An 18006-nucleotide genomic window follows, 5' to 3' on the forward strand; every position below is an offset into this window, starting at 1 on the left:
AAGGTTGATAGGTCGGAGGTGGAAGCGTGGTGACACGTGCAGCTGACCGATACTAATAAATCGAGGACTTATCTATCTAAAGCGCAGACGACCGCTTAGACCCGTACGGATAAGACAGATTCTTGGAAAAGGCGTTAGCCTTTGGAAAGAAGATGACTTATACGCTAGGGTCTGGGAGTTGGAGCTGGAAGCCAGCTTAAGCGTAAAAACGTAAAAGGCACGATGTCATAATTCTTATCTAGTTTTGAAGGTATTTAGAAAAAAATCTAAAATATCTATTGACTTTCTTCTCTCAACAAGATAAAATATAACTTGTCGTTAAAAGAAACGAAGAAAACGAACAACAAAGAGTCTGGCGGTTTTGGCGAAGAGGTCACACCTGTTCCCATGCCGAACACAGAAGTTAAGCTCTTCAGCGCCGATGGTAGTCGGGGTTTCACCCCCGCAAGAGTAGGACGCCGCCATGCTTTGTTATCTTATAAAGCTATCCAAGAGACTTCTTCTAGGACAGATGGATTTGACAATATTCCAACGTAGCTCAGTGGTAGAGCTATCGGCTGTTAACCGATCGGTCGCAGGTTCGAATCCTGCCGTTGGAGCCATGGAGAGCTGTCCGAGTGGCCGAAGGAGCACGATTGGAAATCGTGTAGGCCCAAACACGGGTCTCGAGGGTTCGAATCCCTCGCTCTCCGCCACCAACCTTTTATTGGCCCGTTGGTCAAGTGGTTAAGACACCGCCCTTTCACGGCGGTAACACGGGTTCGAATCCCGTACGGGTCACCACTTAATATATGGAGGATTAGCTCAGCTGGGAGAGCACCTGCCTTACAAGCAGGGGGTCGGTGGTTCGAGCCCGCCATCCTCCACCATTTTAAAATACAATGCACAAGATCATTGTAAGTATCATATAATTGGATATATAGTTGATATTCAACATTGTCGCGGGGTGGAGCAGTCTGGTAGCTCGTCGGGCTCATAACCCGAAGGTCGCAGGTTCAAATCCTGTCCCCGCAACCAAGGTCCGGTAGTTCAGTTGGTTAGAATGCCTGCCTGTCACGCAGGAGGTCGCGGGTTCGAGTCCCGTCCGGACCGCCATTTTTCAATTAAATAGTTTTGTTACTGTAAAGTACATAAGACTGGCTCGGTAGCTCAGTCGGTAGAGCAACGGACTGAAAATCCGTGTGTCGGCGGTTCGATTCCGTCCCGAGCCACCATGTTTTGTGCAGGCCTAGCTCAATTGGTAGAGCAACTGACTTGTAATCAGTAGGTTGGGGGTTCAAGTCCTCTGGCCTGCATACTTTCTCAAAACGTGGAGGGGTAGCGAAGTTGGCCAAACGCGGCGGACTGTAAATCCGCTCCCTCTGGGTTCGCAGGTTCGAGTCCTGCCCCCTCCACCATTTAAATTACTACAGTAAGTAGGGGTATAGTTCAAAGGTAGAACAGCGGTCTCCAAAACCGCCGATGTGGGTTCGATTCCTACTACCCCTGCCAATTTCATTTTATGGCGGATGTGGCGAAGTGGTTAACGCACCGGATTGTGGCTCCGGCATTCGTGGGTTCGATCCCCATCATTCGCCCCATAAAACATTGGCCCATAGCCAAGCGGTAAGGCAACGGTTTTTGGTACCGTCATGCGCTGGTTCGAATCCAGCTGGGCCAGCCAAGAAGTTTCGCGGAAGTAGTTCAGTGGTAGAACACCACCTTGCCAAGGTGGGGGTCGCGGGTTCGAATCCCGTCTTCCGCTCCATTTTTATTTGGCGGCATAGCCAAGTGGTAAGGCAGAGGACTGCAACTCCTTTACCACCGGTTCGAATCCGGTTGCCGCCTCCATTTATATGCCGGTGTGGCGGAATTGGCAGACGCGCACGACTCAAAATCGTGTTCCTCACGGAGTGTCGGTTCGAACCCGACCACCGGTACTGGAAAGTCTGAAATAGAATATTGAACATATTTTGAATCGCTGAGAAGAGCGATTTTTTTTATGTCTTTTTTTAGTATCTTCTTATGTAGAAATTTGAAGTTGAGAGGGTGTTTCCGCTAGCGATAGATGGGTGTAAGGTGGTTGGGGAAATTATTCGCTTTCCACGGCGAGCTGGGAGGTCTCCTCAATCGGTACGCGCTTTCCTGGGTCTCCCTTATGCTCATTGGGAGTAACGGAAACATGCCATATTCATTAATCCTGTAACAGTCGCCGCCCTATGGTGTTGGACTGTTTGTAGAACAAAAACACTCCTTTCACTGATGAAATGGAGCGGCCTCTTCCAATTCGAATATCTCAAACCTCGAGTATTCCATATGAGGGTCTTTAGTTGAAGAAGAAGGAGCATTTTCCGACAGGGAACTTGCTCTTTTTTTGTAGTCGAAATTGGATGCGTTTTTGCACTTGAAATTGTATGTTTTCGACGGGGAATATGATTTGCATTCTATTCTACAAATAGCACTGATAAACAAAGGTATAACCACAAAAAAAATGAGCATCAAATTGCTATGCAATTCAACGCTCATTTTATCTTGGTATCTTCACGATGCTCTCAGTTGTTTCTTTTGCTGTTGTTTCCGTCTGTACCATTTCGCTAGCATTCCGTGTTTTGGACTTAGGAAGAAAGCGAGAGTAAAGAGCACTCCTGTTGCAGTGGCCATGGCTCCTGATATCGATACATCTACAAAAAGAGCGAAGGTGTATCCTAGTAAGGAGGAGAGTGCGCCGATAAGAGCACTTAAGGCGATCATACCACCGAAGGAATCAGTGAGAAGGTATGAAGTTGCTCCTGGTACGATTAACATAGCTACAACAAGGATAGCTCCCACGCTATCGAATGAGGCCACGGTAGAGAAGGATACCATCGACATTAATACATAATGAATAGCGACCACTGGCACTCCTATTGATATAGCTAACTGAGGATCAAAGGTGCTAATTTTAAATTCCTTATAAAATAGTAAGATGATGGATAGGTTTAAGATAAACACGAAGCCTAATAGCCATACTGCAGTGGGGCCTAAGTTTATCCCGTTCCATGTCCATGTATCCCATGGGACAAATGCAATTTCTCCCATTAAGGCGTGTTCAACGTCTAGGTGTACACTATCTCCTATAAAGGAGATCAAGACGACGCCGAGTGCGAAGAGAGAAGTGAACACGACCCCGATTGCAGCATCGGATTGAACTCCGCTTGAATCGAGGAGTTGCACCATTAAAGCGGTTAGTATGCCTACTATGGCTGCTCCGATTAGCATGGGAACTCCATTTAGAGAATGGGTCACGAGAAATGCTCCTACAATCCCGAGGAGAACGGTATGACTGATGGCGTCTGCAAGCATCGACATTTTTCTAAGAACGAGTAAAGCTCCTGTCATACCACAAGTGATACCTACCAAGACTCCTGTTGTAATAATCCATAAACTATACGTCATGTTTGTCTCACCGCCTTTATTATAACTCCTTTACTGGCGCCAAATAATAAGGATAGGACAAAGATGAAAGAGGCACATAGGACAATGAGGGGACCTGTAGGAAGCCCTTCACCTGCTGTGCTGATTAACGTTCCGGTTACTCCTGATACGGCACCGAATAGACCTGCAATGACGCCCATCTTTCCTAAACGATCTGTCCAGTAACGGGCAGCGAGTGGGGGAGTAATTAGCAGTGCCGCTATCAGTACCACTCCAACCATTTGAATTCCGACAACCACTACACCTACTACTAGGGCCATTAGAACGAAATTAAACACGCTAACCGGTAAGCCGATCCCCCTGGCGTAGTTTGGGTCGAAAATAGAAATCTTAAATTCTTTGAAGAATAGGGAGGAGAGTACAATGATTAAGAGAGATCCCACCGCAATTACTTGAATATCGCTCTTAACCATAGCAGCTGCCTGCCCGAATATGAAATCCTCAAGGCCGCTTTGATTGCCTTTTGCGTGCTTTGTTATATAGGTTAGCAACATAATTCCAAGTCCAAAGAAAACGGATAACACGACGCCAATAGAGGCATCCGTCTTGATCCTTGAATGTTTCACGATGGCTTGAATAAAGTATGTGGCAAGTAATCCTGTTGTAGCAGCCCCTAGTAGAAAGAGGGGAATCGATTTAACGCCAAATAATAGAAAAGCTAAGCAGACGCCAGGAAGTGTCGCATGAGCCATGGCGTCTCCTATCAGACTTTGTTTTTTGAGTAGAACGAAACTACCAATTAAACCACTAGCAAAGCCAAGCAAGGAGGAGCCAGCTAATACCCATTGCGTGTTTGGGTTGGTTAATAGGCTTAAAAATTCACTCATGAATATTATCCTCCTTGGGTAAGAATAGGACCATTTCCTAAAAAGGATATGGCTCCTCCATAAGTTCGTTCCAGGTTATCAAGCGTGAAAACACTCTCTGTTGGTCCATAGTCCACTGGGGTTTTGTTAAGCAGCAGACAATGGTCAAAATAGTCTTTTACAGTCTGCAGGTCATGATGGACGACCAGGACTGTTTTGCCTTGTTCACGCCATTCTTGTAGCAGCTTCATAATGGCTTTCTCCGTTGCGGCGTCTACGCCTGCGAATGGTTCATCCATGAAATAAATTTGAGCATCTTGTGCTAGTGCACGGGCTAAGAAAACACGCTGCTGTTGTCCTCCAGATAGTTGACTAATTTGTCGGTTAGCAAATTCTTTCATACCGACTTTTTCAAGACACTCATAGGCGAATTGTACTTCTTTTTTATTTGGGCGACGGATCCAACCAATATGGCCATAGCGGCCCATGAGAACTACATCTAATGCATTTGTGGGGAAATCCCAATCTACTTCACTTCTCTGTGGAACGTAGCCAATTAAATTACGCTGTTTTTTATATGGTTTCCCGTACACCGTTACATCCCCTGATAGACGAGGAATCAGATGCAGAATCGACTTAATTAAGGTGGATTTTCCTGCCCCGTTTGGTCCGATAATTCCAGTTAACGTTCCTTCTGGAATGGTGAAATTCACATTTTCTAGGACGGGCTGTCGTTCATAGGTTACAGCCAGGTTTTGAATTTCGATAGCTTTCATATAAGCATCTCCTTTCTTGGTAAGGCTGAAGGTACAGAAACAAATTTATTACTTCAATGCACTTACAATCGTCTCGATATTGTGTCTGAACATGCCAATATAGGTTCCTTCTTCAGTATCAGCTGGGCCCATCGCATCGGAATAAAGTTCTCCGCCGATTTTTAGGTTATGACCCTCTGCTTTAGCACCCTCTACTACAGCATTAATTGACCTTTTGTTTACACTACTTTCTACAAAGACTGCTTTAATATTTCTCTCAGAAACGGTATCGATAATACGCTGCACATCTTTTAATCCATATTCTGATTCTGTGCTTAATCCCTGCAGTCCCATCACTTCTAGTCCATATGCTTTACCAAAGTAATGAAACGCGTCATGGGCGGTGACGAGTACGCGGCTCTCTTCTGGAATTTGAGAAATTTGCTCTTTAGCATAAGTATGCGTTTCGTCTAATTTTTGTTTATATTTTTCTGCTTGTTTTTCATAATACGCTTGGTTTTCAGGGTCTAAATCGCTAAGACCTTTGGTCACTTCGTCAACAGCATACTTCCATAAGTTAATATCAAACCAGACGTGAGGATCTGGAATGTCCGGGTTGGCCGGGTCAGCATCAAGCATATCCTCTGGAATGGCTTCTGCTACAGCGTGCGTAGGTTTTTCGGAGCGCATTTTTGCGAATACATCGTTCATTTGGCCTTCTAAGTGATGTCCGTTATAGAAGATCACATCCGCTTTTTGTAAGTTTTCAATATCACTCGTAGTGGCTTTATACGTATGCGGGTCCGTTCCAGGCCCCATTAAGCTCTTAACATTGACATGTTCACCGCCTATGTTTTCAGCAATATCACCGATTTGAGCTATGGTAGTAACAACCTTTACTTTTTCATCTCCTGATGTGTCGTCTGAAGCATTACACCCAACTAAAGCAATCATTGTTAGGAATGCTATGGTTATTAATTTCTTCATGTTTCCTATGTCCTCCCTTTTTGTACATGTTAATAAAAGTTTCCTTTATGCAAAAAAATAATTAAAAAAATGACTTTTCGTTAGCTCTATAAAGATATGAGCGAAGTAGAAAAGTGTGCGTGTTTTTTAAAAAATTAACTCGAGCTATAAAAGTTTCCTTAGTGCAAAATATATAGATAAATCAAAACGTTGTCAACAGTCTGGCATAAACTAAATCTTATGGATGGTTTTTTATACGTTAAAATGAATAAAAAGTCTGTTTTTAAAGTTTTTATTCATAATTATTGAATACTTATACTTTTGGCGTTATAATCATACATAATATAATAACCAAGGGAGAAGGAAAGGGGACTTATGATGAACAAAACATGTGTGTTAGCTTATTCCGGAGGGTTAGATACTTCCGTTTCAATTAAATGGCTTCAAGAGAAGTACGGATACGATGTGATTGCGCTTGGTCTTAGTGTGGGGGAAGGGAAAGACATGGAAGCGGTCCGTCAGAAAGCGTTAGATGTGGGAGCTGTAAAGGCGATTATGATTGATGCAAAAGAAGAGTTAGCGGAAGATTTTCTTTTGCCTGCGTTAAAAGCAAATGCAATGTATGAAGGGAAGTATCCATTGTCATCAGCACTGTCTCGTCCATTGATTGCCAAAAAACTTGTTGAGATTGCTCATCAAGAGGGCGCAGAGGCGGTCGCTCATGGGTGTACAGGGAAAGGAAATGATCAGGTTCGGTTTGAAGTTGCTATTCAGGGATTAGACCCAGATCTTGAAGTGATTGCACCCGTTCGAGAGTGGAAGATGACACGGGATGAAGAAATTGCTTATGCCAAGGAAAAGGGCATAAATATACCGATAACAGATGAGAATCCTTTCTCGATTGATGCGAACATCTGGGGACGGGCTTGTGAAGCGGGGGTGCTTGAAGACCCTTGGACAGAGGCGCCGGAAGCAGCATATGAATGGACGGCTCCTATTCACCTTACGCCTGATGAGCCAGAAACGATTGTCGTTTCATTTGAAAAGGGTAAACCGGTTGGTATAAACGGGAAAGCAATGTCTTTTGTCGACATTATTGAAAAGCTAAATATCCTCGGCGGAGAGCATGGTATTGGGCGTATTGACCACGTAGAGAATCGTCTTGTGGGCATTAAATCACGTGAGGTTTATGAATGTCCTGCAGCCATGATTCTGATTCAAGCTCACAAGGAATTAGAACACCTTACTCATACAAGAGATGTAGCTAAGTTTAAACCACAAGCTGAGCAACAACTAGCAGAGATGATTTATGAAGGATTGTGGTATTCACCTTTGCGTGAAGCGCTTCTAGCTTTCCATGAAGAGACTCAAGTGAACGTAACGGGAGATGTGAAAGTGAAGTGCTTTAAAGGTCAGGCGGTCGTTGTCGGTACGAGAGCGGAAATGAGTTTATACGACGAAGAATTAGCTACTTACTCTAAAGGGGATGCCTTTGACCACGATGCAGCTGTCGGCTTTATTAAATTGTGGGGATTGCCATCTAAAGTATATGCTAAGAAACAGAAAACAAAAGTGAACGTCTGAGGGGGAAATAACATGTCATCAAAAGTATGGGGAGGACGCTTTACCACAAGTCCAAATCAGCTCGTAGAGGAAATGAATGCTTCGATTTGCTTTGATCAGGCATTGCTCGACGAGGACATTGAAGGAAGCCTTGCTCATGTAGCTATGCTTGCTCGGTGTGAAATTATAGAAGAGGGAGAAGCGCAAACCCTTACTGAAGGGTTAAAGACGGTTCATGAGAAGGTGGCATCAGGAGAAGCGACGCTCAGAGCCCAGTATGAGGACATTCATATGAATGTGGAAATGTTGCTTCATGAAGAAATAGGCAAACTCGCTGGTAAACTTCATACTGCGCGAAGTCGGAATGATCAGGTTGCTACAGACATGCACTTATATTTGAAGAAGAAGGTACAGAATATAAGCAGTCTTCTGAACGATGTCCAGACTGTTTTATGCGAGAAAGCGGAATCTCATATTGATACGATTGTACCTGGATATACGCACCTTCAGCGCGCGCAGCCCATTTCATTTGCCCATCATTTACTCGCTTATTTCTGGATGTTTCAGCGGGACGCAGGTCGATTAGAGGATAGTCTGAAACGAATTGACGTATCCCCCCTTGGGGCCGGGGCTATTGCAGGAACGACATTTCCAATTGATCGGGCGTTCACAGCTGATCTATTAGGGTTCAAAGAAGTTTATCCGAACAGTATGGATGCTGTAAGCGACCGGGACTTTATAGTAGAATTTCTGAGCAATGCGTCTATCCTTATGATGCATATTTCCCGTCTGAGCGAAGAGATGATTATCTGGTCAAGCCAAGAGTTTAATTTTGTGGAATTCGATGATGCTTTCTGTACAGGATCTAGTATGATGCCTCAGAAGAAAAATCCGGATATGCCTGAACTTTTAAGAGGGAAGACAGGGCGAGTGTATGGCCATCTGATGGGGCTGTTAACAACGCTAAAAGGGTTACCACTTACGTATAATAAAGATATGCAAGAAGACAAGGAAGGTATGTTTGATACAGTGGAAACCCTGGAGAAGAGTTTGGCTATATTGGCACCAATGCTTGAGACTATGGTTGTTAAGAAAGAGCAGATGTATGAATCGGTAAAACAAGACTATTCCAATGCAACGGATTTGGCTGATTATTTGGTGACAAAGGGGATGGCCTTTAGGCAAGCTCATGAAGTAACAGGGAAAATCGTCCTGTCAGCTATTCAGCAGAAGAAAAACTTACTAGATCTGAGTCTAGAAGAATATCAATCTTTTTCTACTTTTATTGATTCAGATCTCTATGAGGCTTTGCGTCCGGAACAAGTCGTGTCTGCACGAGGGAGTATAGGTGGAACGGCACCCAATCAAGTAAAAAAACAACTAAACCATGCGAAATCTTTACTAAAGAGCAACTATTAGGTTTAATAGTTGCTCTTTTTGTATACACTATAAGAAAGATTCAAAGAATCATAACTAAACAGAAAAATTACGGGTTTTCGACAATTTTTTTAAATTTCTATTGCTGAATTGTTAAGGATTTGTTAATATAATTTTTGTAGCTGATTTCAGCACATAATTAATACTACAAGCTTAGTATAAATAACTTAAGCATTGGTGCCAATGCGGGTGTAGTTTAGTGGTAAAACCTCAGCCTTCCAAGCTGATGTCGTGGGTTCGATTCCCATCACCCGCTCCATAATTTATGTTGCCAACGCAGTGTTTCGTTTAAAGGTGTGGAAACGAAGCATTGCGTTTTTATATTGTCCAAAAAGGTTACATTGGTTATAAGGGGAATTCTGCCCTTTTGTAATAATCATGACCAAACAAGAAAGGGTGCCATTTGGATGAAAGATTTACAGCAGAAACTAAAGCAAATTGATGGGAAGAGTTATAAAGCGTATAAAGACATTCAAGGAAGATATACGTTTCAGACGCATGCGGTAGCTATTGACTACGTGCAGGGTGACCCGTTTGCGGCTCCGTCTAAAATCAGACTAATTGTCCCATCAAATGAATATAAAATTGCAAGCGAGTGGATGGAGACGTCGACTCGATTGACGTATATAGAAGACCTTGTGGCTCGCCACGTCGCACGGGCGATCGCAAAGGATAAAACAGCAATTAGAGGATCCGGTAAGAGTGGGGCAATTTCGATCGATGCTCCCGGACAGGAAATCCTTGAGCGAACAGCGGTTTCCATAACAGAAAAGCAAACAGAGATTTGCTTATCGATTGGACTGCCAGCGAACGGGCGTCGCATAAATGGTAAAGAAGCGGAAAAATTATTCTTACAAGTGCTTCCTTCCGTTCTTAAACAGTCCTTACTGATGATGAAAGATCAGGATTTTGAAGCAGCAGCTCAGTTAGCAGATCAGCATGATGCCATCAGAGCTAAGATGAAAGAAGAGGATTGGATATCATTTGTTGCAGATGAATCCATTCTTCCTCGCGAAAGTGGAATTAGTAACAGACCGATGAAAAAGGCAGTTCCGTTCACAAGTCCTGAGGAGAACCGCGTTTCTTTCACCATTCCGCATCGAAACGAACCGATTACGGGAATGGCGCTGAAAAAAGGAATCGTTCTTATTGTTGGTGGGGGCTACCACGGAAAAAGTACCCTATTGAAAGCTATTGAACGAGGGGTGTATCCTCATATTAAGGGAGATGGCCGTGAATATGTACTGACGGATCCGGATGCTGTGAAAGTTCGGGCTGAAGATGGACGTCAGGTATCTGGTGTTAACATATCACCGTTTATTAATCATTTACCGCATGGAGAAGATACAGTGCGCTTCTCGACAGAAAACGCCAGTGGAAGCACGTCTCAGGCTGCGAATGTAATGGAAGCGATTGAAGCCGAGGCCTCTACTTTGTTGATTGATGAAGATACAAGTGCTACGAACTTTATGATTAGGGATGCAAGAATGCAAGAATTAGTGGCGAAAGATAAAGAACCTATTACTCCATTTATTGATCAGATTAAACGTCTACGGGATGAAGTAAATGTGTCGACCATCCTCGTAATGGGTGGTTCTGGTGACTATTTTGATGCAGCGGATGATGTGATCATGCTTGATCAATATCTCCCTTATAACGTCACGGAGCAAGCGAAAGAAATTGCCCAGAAATACCCGTTCCACCGGGATGAAGAAAAAGCAGACCACTTCAAGACGATGCCAAAGCGTCATTTTCTACCTGGAAGCTTAGATAGCCGGAGAGGAAAGAAATCAAAAGTGCAAGCGAAAGGTCGTACGCTTATTCTCCTAGGACGTTCTGAGATTTCACTCCATTATGTGGAACAGCTGGTAAGCGGATCGCAAACAAGAATGATTGCAGAAATTCTTCATCATCTAGAGCAGAAGAATTGGTTGAAAGACCAGCGGAGTTTCCCGGAATTATTAGATGCAATTGAAGCTCAGCTTGATCAAAAAGGTCTGGCATCGTTTACTGACTTTAAAGACCAGCATCCTGGTGATCTAGCCAGGCCACGTCGCCACGAGATCGCGGCTACTTTAAATCGTTTACGAACAAGTAAAGTCGATCAGTTCTCCTAAAACAATTATCATAACTGGGAAGAAAGGAGGGAATGAAGATGGACCTTCACGAGTTGAAAGAAGATGTTAAAGCCTATGCGAAAGAAATTGGCATAGATAAGATTAGATTTACAACGCCAGATGTCTTTACTGAATTGAAGGAACGCCTTCGTACGCAGCAGAACCTTGGATACCAGTCTGGATTTGAAAAAGGGACTATAGAAGAGCGAACAGAACCGAATCGGATCGTGCCTGAAGCCAAATCGATTATTTCAATTGCGCTTGCCTATCCGTCCAAATTGAAAGATGCACCAAGAAGTACAAGAGAAGATCGACGAGGGTTATTCTGTCGCGCATCTTGGGGACAGGATTATCATGATGTCCTTCGTGACCGTTTAACCAAACTTGGAGAGTATCTAGAAAGCCGCGTAACAGATTTTTATGGACGGTCCATGGTGGATACAGGAGAGCTATCTGACCGTGCTGTTGCGGAGCGAGCGGGTATTGGATTCACCGGTAAGAACACAAACTTAATTACAGAAGAGTATGGTTCCTATGTGTACCTCGGCGAACTGTTGACCAACGTTGCATTCCCTCCTGATGAACCTGTCGATGATTCTTGCGGAGACTGCAATATTTGTGTGGACGCTTGTCCTACAGGGGCCTTGATTGAGGGAGGGCAGTTAAATGCACAGAAATGCATTGCTTTCTTAACTCAAACAAAAGGTTTTCTGCCGGATGAATACCGCAGTGTCATTGGTAACCGTTTATACGGGTGTGACACGTGTCAGACGGTTTGTCCAAAGAACAAGAAGAAACACAATTTAATTCACGCAGAGTTTCAGCCAGATCCTGAGCGAGTGAAGCCGAGTTTGAAGCCGCTGTTGTCCATTTCTAACCGTGAGTTTAAAGAAACCTACGGGCAGATGTCTGGGTCGTGGCGAGGCAAGAAGCCCATTCAACGGAATGCGATCCTTGCCCTTGCCCATTATAAGGATGAAACGGCTATAGAGGAATTGACGCGTTTAATGAACCAGGATCCTCGTCCCGTAATTCGAGGAACAGCGGCTTGGGCTTTAGGAAAAATCGGGAACCCTTCTGCATATACTGCTATAACCGAAGCAAAAGGTAAGGAAACAGATGAGGAAGTGATTGAAGAAATGGATAAAGGTTTAGCCTTGCTCTAGTCTTCGACAATTTCTCCTAAAATTAGTCTATCTATTTATGTAAAAATGGTGGAAAAACACTTTTACAATCCATGAATACCATGTACAATAATAGAAAATCTGTTGTAAAAGAAGGGATAAACATGACGAAAGGTTCCTTCCTTTATTACGATGAAATGGAAAGTCCTATTGGACCTTTAACACTCCTGGCAACGGAAAAAGGTCTTTGCCGAATTGACCATGGTTCGTTGCGAGATGTGGAATCCAAGCAAACCACGTGGGCCAGAAAATACTTCTTACACATTGAATATGTACACGACCCAGCCCAATTTAAGCAGTTAAAGAAGCAATTAGATGAATACTTTTCAAACAAACGAGATCACTTTGAGGTCCAGCTTGATTTGTATGGAACTCCATTTCAGCAAAAAGTATGGAAAGCCTTAGCCGATATTCCTTTCGGCGAAACTCGTTCCTATAAAGATATTGCTTTAGCGATTCAAGCACCAAAGGCAGTGCGCGCCATAGGTGGAGCGGTTAATAAAAACCCTCTTTCGATTATTCTTCCATGTCATCGTGTCATTGGAAGCAATGGAGCACTTGTCGGGTATGCAGGTGGTCTTGAGCGTAAAGAACATTTATTAGATCTAGAACATCAAAAAGCCGTTTCCTCCTAATGGGGGGAAACGGCTTTTTTTATATCGCGTGCCAGACACCCTTTATCGGAGTGAAGGGTGTCTGGCACGCAAAGGGAAGTGAATCAGGTTCTTTGTTTGCTGCTGTTAGGGTCTGGATGCGCGTAGAGTGAACTTGTACTCGTCGCTTTTGAAGTAGATGTCGCTGTATTCAAATACCGTTCCATCGTAGAAAACACTGTGAAGTTGAATTTTCAAGATAGGGGTGGTCGCATCAAGGCGTAAAGAAGTGGCAACTTCCTGATCTGGCAGAATCGGGATGACCTCTTGGAAGCTTTCTTTTATTTTCATCCCTCGAATCTGCTCAATATAGTCGTATTTAGACCCGCTCATAATTTGATAGGAAAGGTCAGGGAACATGTTGACTGGAAGGTAGGTGTCTTCTAATACATAAGGTGTATCATCTACCAGACGCTGTCGCCTGATATAAAAGACCTTTTCCCCTTCTGATAATTGTAGAACCTCCCTTACCTTCTCGCTAGGTTCGATCATTTGAAAGTTTAAAACGTGATTAATAGGTTCTTTATTTAAACGTCTCATTTCTTCCGTAAAGCTTTGTAATTCAAAAATATTATGTTCAATTTTCTTCTCATTTACATAAGTGCCGCTGCCTTGCACGCGTTTTAATAAATCTTCTTCCACCAGACATTTAATCGCCTGCCTGATGGTAACGCGTGAAGCAGAAAATTGTTCAGAAAGGTGCTTCTCCGTAGGAATCGCTTCGCCTTCCCTCCAGTTTCCTGATTCTATTTCTTCTCTGATTTTGTGTGCAATTTGTCTATATAAAGGGGCTGCCATCGTGATTCCTCCAGTTCTTCTATAAAACCATTATAACGGAAAAAGATAAAAATTTCGACAAAAGATGTTGACGCTTTCAAAAATGTGTATTATATTCATATTAAGTTATTTTTAATACAAATATAATACCTTTCTTGGAGGTTATAACGATGAAAAAACAAAATCTAGTCGTCGTAGGTGGCGGAAGCACGTATACAATCGGAATGATTATGAGTTTAATCGCTGAAAAAGAACAGTTTCCTTTGAAAACGATTACGTTTTACGATACAGATGGAGCAAGGCAAGAACAGATTGCAAAAGCGACTGAAATTATATTACGCGAAAAATATCCAGAACTAGAGTCGTTCTCCTATACAACGGATAAAGAAGAAGCCTTAAAGGGCGCTGACTTTGTCTTTGTTCAAATTCGTACTGGTGGACTGCAAATGAGAGAGAAAGATGAACAGATTCCTCTTCGGTACAATGCCGTTGGACAAGAAACATGCGGGCCAGGGGGCATGGCTTATGGATTGCGTTCCATTGGGGATATGATTGATCTCGTGAAAGATATCCGTCACTATGCTCCGGATGCTTGGATTCTGAACTATACAAACCCTGCTGCCATTGTCGCAGAAGCCCTTAAACGAGAATTTCCAAACGATAAGAAGTTATTAAATATTTGTGATATGCCGGCAGCCATTATGGTGAGTTACGCTGGGATTCTAGGAAAAGATGTATTTGATCTTGTGCCAGAATACTTCGGGTTAAACCACTTTGGCTGGTTTACAGGAATCTATGATAAAGACGGTAATGATCATACTCAAACCATCAAGCGTGCGATTACTGAAGATGGATTTATCCCAGAAGACGCTGAGATTGCCAATGACCCTTCTTGGATTAAGACATTTAAACAGGTAGAGCGTATGGTTAACGATTTCCCTGATTATCTTCCAAATACGTATCTTCAGTACTACTTATACCCAACTGAAATGGTAGAGAAAGAAGATCCGGAGAATACGAGAGCTCGTCAGGTTATTAACGGACGCCAAGAACGCGTACACGCTTTAGCGGATCAGATTGTGGCAGATGGAACGACTGCGAATGTGGAATTAGAAGTTGATATCCACGGTCGATACATGATCCGTGTAGCGGCTTCAATGGCATATAATAACGGAGATATTTTCATCGTCATGGTTGAGAACAACGGAACCATTGCGAATCTTCCGGATGACGCTATGGTAGAGGTGCCGGCTATGATGACGAACCGTGGCCCGAAACCGTTTGCTGTTGGACACATCCCGACGTTCTACAAAGGTCTAATCGAAGGTCAGCTTGCTTATGAACAGCTCGTTGTGGATGCGTACTTTGAGAATAGTTATGAAAAAGCGTTACAGGCGCTGACATTAAACCGGACAGTAGTAGATGCACCGGTAGCAAGACAGATTTTAGATGATCTGATTGATGCGAATAAAGCGTATTGGCCAGAACTTCATAAACGTAAGCAAGAAGCGGTCGTGCAGTAAGGAACGGACCCGGACCACACCCCGGGTCTTCTCTTATTCCAACAAGGAAAGCGTTTTCGTTAAAAAAGGGGGATCGGAATCGTGAAAAAATATTTTGGATCGTTACAGAAATTCGGGAAATCATTGATGGTTCCTGTTGCGCTTCTACCGGCAGCAGGTATCTTGTTAGGGTTTGGGGCGGCACTTACAGGTCCTTTAGCAGATACGGTGACGTTTTTACAAAATGATGTTGTGCAATTCATCGGCGAAGGGATGTCTGATATTGGGATTAGTATCTTTAATAATCTGGCTGTGATCTTTGCCATTGGAGTCGCGATAGGGCTGACGGGAGGGTCAGGCATTGCGGCACTAGCAGCGCTTCTTGGTTATGTAATTATGAATAAAACCATTTCCTTCGCCCTTGGTATTACAGCTGAACAGGTCGCTGAAAACGGGGAGTATGGAATGGCGCTTGGGATCCCGACGCTCGAGACAGGGGTGCTCGGGGGAATTGTTGTAGGCCTTCTAGCCGTTTGGGTATACAACAAGTTCCACGAATTTGATCCACCTGAAGTACTCGGATTCTTTGCAGGGGATCGATCGGTTGGGATTGCTATGGTATTTACATCAATCTTCTTGGCAATGGCAATGATGGTTGTATGGCCACCCATTCAAGGTGGTATTAATGCCGTTGCCAATGTGATCGCTAACGGAGCAACGAATCCTTTGTATATTGGTTTATACGGATTTCTTGAACGTGCTTTAATTCCTACTGGTCTTCACCATATTTGGTATGCGCCGTTTTTATGGACATCCCTTGGTGGAACGACAGAGGTTGCCGGACAAATGGTTTCTGGTGACCAATATATCTTCTTAGCTCAAATTGCTGAAGGTGTAGAGGTTACAGCTGGTCGCTTTATGGCCGGTAAGTTTCCAGTTATTATGTTCGGATTATTAGGTGCGGCACTTGCGATGTATCGTCAGGCAGACAAAGACAATCGTCCGGTTGTGAAAGGGATGCTGATTGCGGCTGCCGGTACAGCGTTCTTAACAGGAATTACGGAGCCTATTGAATTTACCTTCTTATTCGTAGCTCCACTTCTATTTTTATTCCATGCTTTTCTAGCAGGTGTATCATACGCTGTTACGTACATGCTCGACGTTCACTTAGGATGGGCCGGGGGCTCTGGATTCATTGATTATGTTCTTGTGAACGCGATACCAGGGACAGAAAATTGGTGGATGAACATGGTTCTTGGTGCTGTATTCTTCGTGATTTACTTCTTCTCATTCTCTTTCGCCATTAAGAAATGGAACCTTGCCACACCAGGGCGTGGTGGACAAGAGAATAAGCTTTATACTAGGGCAGATTATAATGAGAAGAAAGGCGATGACAAAGGCGGTAAGAAAGAAAAAGGAAGCGCCAATAAAGAAACCGCTTTAGCTATCATGCAAGCTCTTGGAGGTCAGGAGAATTTAAAACACATCGATGCGTGCTTTACTCGCCTGCGTGTGGAAGTCAGTGATCGTGAGAAAATTGACGAAGATCATTTGAAAGCTTTAGGAGCAGCCGGGGTTGTAAAGGTAGACCACAACATTCAAGCTATATTTGGCGGACGTTCAGATTTATACAAAAACGAAATTAACCGAATCATAAAACAAGAAACAGCCTAAATAAAAAAAGCAGGGACCTTTACTTAACGTAAAACGTCTCTGCTTTTTTGCGTTAAAGCACGAATACGTGTCTGACACGCGTTCGTGCTTTAACGCATGGCAGGGTGTCTGGCACGCGTCAGTATGGTAATGCGGTGAAGGGGGCGTCTGTGTGGTTTAGGGATGATTTGGGGTGGTGTTTCATAAAGTGGTAGAAAGGAGGGGAGCCATGGGGATTCAGGAGAGATTAAAGGATTACTGGGAGCGGTGTTTGAAAGGTGAAGGGCTGGAGAGGCGGACGCCTTCGTGGGTTTTACTGAAGATGCAATGTCATGAGAAGCGGGGAGCCAGAGTTGTACGTGTTACAGCGGAGGGGGCGCCTTATCGGTCATTAAGGCTGAATAATGGTGAACAACAGATCGATTACGCGCTCTATGTAACTTTTTTTATTCAACAAGGGGATCACTATTATATAGAAGAAGAGCAGCGGGATCATCGTGCTATATTTAAAGGGAATGAACTTCTTAAAGATGAAGCCTTACCTGTTCCAAAGGAGGAAGCCCCGCCCCGTGAAGCTCTTACTTTAATTAATGAAGAAGGCACGCTGTGGCGAGAAGATACGAGAAGCACATACGACCGGCAAAAAGCGGTTCAGTATGCAAACCTTTGGTGGAATACGCATAATCCTGCTTATCGACACTTCACAGATGATTGCACGAATTTTATCTCACAATGTCTGAAAGCCGGAGGAGCCCCAATGTGGGGATCGCCGCACAGGGGAAAGGGATGGTGGTACAACTATAAAGTATGGAGCTATAGCTGGACAGTAGCGAATGCGATGCGGTGGTACTTGAGCGGGGCTAAACAAGGAGTAAAGGGGAGAGAGGTAGAAAGAGCGAGTGACCTGATCTTAGGAGATATTATTTGCTATGATTTTGAAGGAGACGGAAGGTGGAATCATACCACGATTGTTGTAGGGAAAGATGCCTTTGGGGAGCCTCTTGTGAACGCTCATACGTCTAATAGTTATCACCGGTATTGGGATTATGAAGATTCAACGGCTTATACTCCTAATATTCAGTATAAGTTTTTCAGGATAGGAGAGTAGAAAATATGATATAATACGGTAGTTATTACATG

The 18006-nt window shown here is 43.6% G+C and carries 13 protein-coding genes, 16 tRNA genes and 1 rRNA gene; 25 read left to right on the forward strand and 5 right to left on the reverse strand.

Features of this window, described 5'->3' with window-relative positions:
• Window positions 1-351 precede the first annotated feature (351 nt).
• From rrf to LQ226_RS13345, 16 genes are all read left to right on the forward strand, one after another.
• A 5S ribosomal RNA gene (gene rrf / locus LQ226_RS13270) occupies window positions 352-467 on the forward strand.
• A gap of 60 nt (window positions 468-527) precedes the next feature.
• Window positions 528-602 (forward strand) — tRNA-Asn (locus tag LQ226_RS13275).
• 1 nt (window position 603) lies between these two features.
• Window positions 604-695: transfer RNA gene (locus LQ226_RS13280), tRNA-Ser, on the forward strand.
• A 13-nt stretch (window positions 696-708) separates the two neighbouring features.
• A tRNA-Glu gene (locus LQ226_RS13285) sits at window positions 709-783 on the forward strand.
• A 10-nt stretch (window positions 784-793) separates the two neighbouring features.
• Window positions 794-869, forward strand: a tRNA-Val gene (locus LQ226_RS13290).
• Between the two features lie 71 nt (window positions 870-940).
• Window positions 941-1017: transfer RNA gene (locus tag LQ226_RS13295), tRNA-Met, on the forward strand.
• Between the two features lies 1 nt (window position 1018).
• Window positions 1019-1095: transfer RNA gene (locus LQ226_RS13300), tRNA-Asp, on the forward strand.
• Between the two features lie 43 nt (window positions 1096-1138).
• Window positions 1139-1214: transfer RNA gene (locus tag LQ226_RS13305), tRNA-Phe, on the forward strand.
• 8 nt (window positions 1215-1222) lie between these two features.
• Window positions 1223-1295 (forward strand) — tRNA-Thr (locus LQ226_RS13310).
• A 16-nt stretch (window positions 1296-1311) separates the two neighbouring features.
• Window positions 1312-1397, forward strand: a tRNA-Tyr gene (locus LQ226_RS13315).
• Window positions 1398-1417: 20 nt separating this feature from the next.
• Window positions 1418-1491 (forward strand) — tRNA-Trp (locus tag LQ226_RS13320).
• Window positions 1492-1504: 13 nt separating this feature from the next.
• A tRNA-His gene (locus LQ226_RS13325) sits at window positions 1505-1580 on the forward strand.
• Window positions 1581-1588: 8 nt separating this feature from the next.
• Window positions 1589-1663: transfer RNA gene (locus LQ226_RS13330), tRNA-Gln, on the forward strand.
• Window positions 1664-1672: 9 nt separating this feature from the next.
• Window positions 1673-1747: transfer RNA gene (locus LQ226_RS13335), tRNA-Gly, on the forward strand.
• Window positions 1748-1756: 9 nt separating this feature from the next.
• Window positions 1757-1830: transfer RNA gene (locus LQ226_RS13340), tRNA-Cys, on the forward strand.
• Window positions 1831-1837: 7 nt separating this feature from the next.
• Window positions 1838-1919: transfer RNA gene (locus tag LQ226_RS13345), tRNA-Leu, on the forward strand.
• Between the two features lie 601 nt (window positions 1920-2520).
• Here the strand turns inward: LQ226_RS13345 and LQ226_RS13350 are convergent.
• The 4 genes from LQ226_RS13350 to LQ226_RS13365 are packed head-to-tail and all read right to left on the reverse strand — an operon-like array spanning window position 2521 to window position 6001.
• A complete protein-coding gene (locus tag LQ226_RS13350) occupies window positions 2521-3414 on the reverse strand; it encodes a metal ABC transporter permease (protein ID WP_231418455.1) in 894 nt (297 codons plus the stop codon).
• Entirely contained in the window at window positions 3411-4280 is an 870-nt protein-coding gene (locus tag LQ226_RS13355; RefSeq protein WP_231418456.1) for a metal ABC transporter permease, read from the reverse strand. The genes LQ226_RS13350 and LQ226_RS13355 overlap by 4 nt, the downstream gene beginning before the upstream one ends.
• A 5-nt stretch (window positions 4281-4285) precedes the next feature.
• Window positions 4286-5035 (reverse strand): metal ABC transporter ATP-binding protein, encoded by a 750-nt coding sequence (locus tag LQ226_RS13360; RefSeq protein ID WP_231418457.1) that lies wholly within the window; start codon window positions 5033-5035, stop codon window positions 4286-4288.
• Between the two features lie 48 nt (window positions 5036-5083).
• Window positions 5084-6001: a metal ABC transporter solute-binding protein, Zn/Mn family gene (locus LQ226_RS13365; protein WP_231418458.1), complete on the reverse strand. Its 918-nt coding sequence runs from the start codon at window positions 5999-6001 to the stop codon at window positions 5084-5086.
• A gap of 354 nt (window positions 6002-6355) precedes the next feature.
• Here LQ226_RS13365 and LQ226_RS13370 point away from each other — a divergent pair, with 354 nt between their 5' ends.
• From LQ226_RS13370 to LQ226_RS13395, 6 genes are all read left to right on the forward strand, one after another.
• Complete coding sequence (locus tag LQ226_RS13370; protein WP_231418459.1) at window positions 6356-7564, forward strand: argininosuccinate synthase; 1209 nt, start codon at window positions 6356-6358, stop codon at window positions 7562-7564.
• Between the two features lie 12 nt (window positions 7565-7576).
• Complete coding sequence (gene argH / locus LQ226_RS13375) at window positions 7577-8962, forward strand: argininosuccinate lyase (RefSeq protein ID WP_231418460.1); 1386 nt, start codon at window positions 7577-7579, stop codon at window positions 8960-8962.
• A 203-nt stretch (window positions 8963-9165) separates the two neighbouring features.
• Window positions 9166-9239: transfer RNA gene (locus tag LQ226_RS13380), tRNA-Gly, on the forward strand.
• Window positions 9240-9387: 148 nt separating this feature from the next.
• The gene (locus LQ226_RS13385; protein WP_231418461.1) at window positions 9388-11097 is read left to right on the forward strand and encodes an ABC-ATPase domain-containing protein; all 1710 of its coding nucleotides are present in this window, start codon (window positions 9388-9390) and stop codon (window positions 11095-11097) included.
• 38 nt (window positions 11098-11135) lie between these two features.
• On the forward strand, window positions 11136-12263 hold the full coding sequence (gene queG, locus LQ226_RS13390; RefSeq protein ID WP_231418462.1) for a tRNA epoxyqueuosine(34) reductase QueG: 1128 nt from the start codon (window positions 11136-11138) through the stop codon (window positions 12261-12263).
• Window positions 12264-12343: 80 nt separating this feature from the next.
• On the forward strand, window positions 12344-12916 hold the full coding sequence (locus LQ226_RS13395; protein WP_284526765.1) for a methylated-DNA--[protein]-cysteine S-methyltransferase: 573 nt from the start codon (window positions 12344-12346) through the stop codon (window positions 12914-12916).
• 105 nt (window positions 12917-13021) lie between these two features.
• Here LQ226_RS13395 and LQ226_RS13400 read toward each other — a convergent pair whose 3' ends face one another.
• Window positions 13022-13732 (reverse strand): UTRA domain-containing protein, encoded by a 711-nt coding sequence (locus LQ226_RS13400; protein ID WP_231418463.1) that lies wholly within the window; start codon window positions 13730-13732, stop codon window positions 13022-13024.
• 149 nt (window positions 13733-13881) lie between these two features.
• On the opposite strand from LQ226_RS13400, the gene LQ226_RS13405 reads away from it, so the two are divergent.
• From LQ226_RS13405 to LQ226_RS13415, 3 genes are all read left to right on the forward strand, one after another.
• Complete coding sequence (locus tag LQ226_RS13405; RefSeq protein WP_231418464.1) at window positions 13882-15234, forward strand: 6-phospho-alpha-glucosidase; 1353 nt, start codon at window positions 13882-13884, stop codon at window positions 15232-15234.
• Between the two features lie 81 nt (window positions 15235-15315).
• Window positions 15316-16887, forward strand: coding sequence for a PTS transporter subunit EIIC (locus LQ226_RS13410; protein WP_231418465.1), 1572 nt, complete (start codon window positions 15316-15318; stop codon window positions 16885-16887).
• Between the two features lie 208 nt (window positions 16888-17095).
• On the forward strand, window positions 17096-17974 hold the full coding sequence (locus tag LQ226_RS13415) for an amidase domain-containing protein (protein ID WP_231418466.1): 879 nt from the start codon (window positions 17096-17098) through the stop codon (window positions 17972-17974).
• The last annotated feature ends 32 nt before the right edge of the window (window positions 17975-18006 follow it).

The organism is Pontibacillus sp. HN14 (genome assembly GCF_021129245.1).
Classification (GTDB): Bacteria; Bacillota; Bacilli; order Bacillales; family BH030062; genus Pontibacillus.

What these genes read in the sequence shown, in the direction of transcription:
- LQ226_RS13415 (WP_231418466.1), top strand. Translation starts at nt 17,096, where the DNA reads ATGGGGATTCAGGAGAGATTAAAGGATTACTGGGAGCGGTGTTTGAAA.
- LQ226_RS13360 (WP_231418457.1), bottom strand. Translation starts at nt 5,035, where the DNA reads ATGAAAGCTATCGAAATTCAAAACCTGGCTGTAACCTATGAACGACAG.
- LQ226_RS13405 (WP_231418464.1), top strand. Translation starts at nt 13,882, where the DNA reads ATGAAAAAACAAAATCTAGTCGTCGTAGGTGGCGGAAGCACGTATACA.
- LQ226_RS13370 (WP_231418459.1), top strand. Translation starts at nt 6,356, where the DNA reads ATGATGAACAAAACATGTGTGTTAGCTTATTCCGGAGGGTTAGATACT.
- LQ226_RS13400 (WP_231418463.1), bottom strand. Translation starts at nt 13,732, where the DNA reads ATGGCAGCCCCTTTATATAGACAAATTGCACACAAAATCAGAGAAGAA.
- LQ226_RS13355 (WP_231418456.1), bottom strand. Translation starts at nt 4,280, where the DNA reads ATGAGTGAATTTTTAAGCCTATTAACCAACCCAAACACGCAATGGGTA.
- LQ226_RS13365 (WP_231418458.1), bottom strand. Translation starts at nt 6,001, where the DNA reads ATGAAGAAATTAATAACCATAGCATTCCTAACAATGATTGCTTTAGTT.
- LQ226_RS13385 (WP_231418461.1), top strand. Translation starts at nt 9,388, where the DNA reads ATGAAAGATTTACAGCAGAAACTAAAGCAAATTGATGGGAAGAGTTAT.
- queG (WP_231418462.1), top strand. Translation starts at nt 11,136, where the DNA reads ATGGACCTTCACGAGTTGAAAGAAGATGTTAAAGCCTATGCGAAAGAA.
- LQ226_RS13395 (WP_284526765.1), top strand. Translation starts at nt 12,344, where the DNA reads ATGTACAATAATAGAAAATCTGTTGTAAAAGAAGGGATAAACATGACG.
- argH (WP_231418460.1), top strand. Translation starts at nt 7,577, where the DNA reads ATGTCATCAAAAGTATGGGGAGGACGCTTTACCACAAGTCCAAATCAG.
- LQ226_RS13350 (WP_231418455.1), bottom strand. Translation starts at nt 3,414, where the DNA reads ATGACGTATAGTTTATGGATTATTACAACAGGAGTCTTGGTAGGTATC.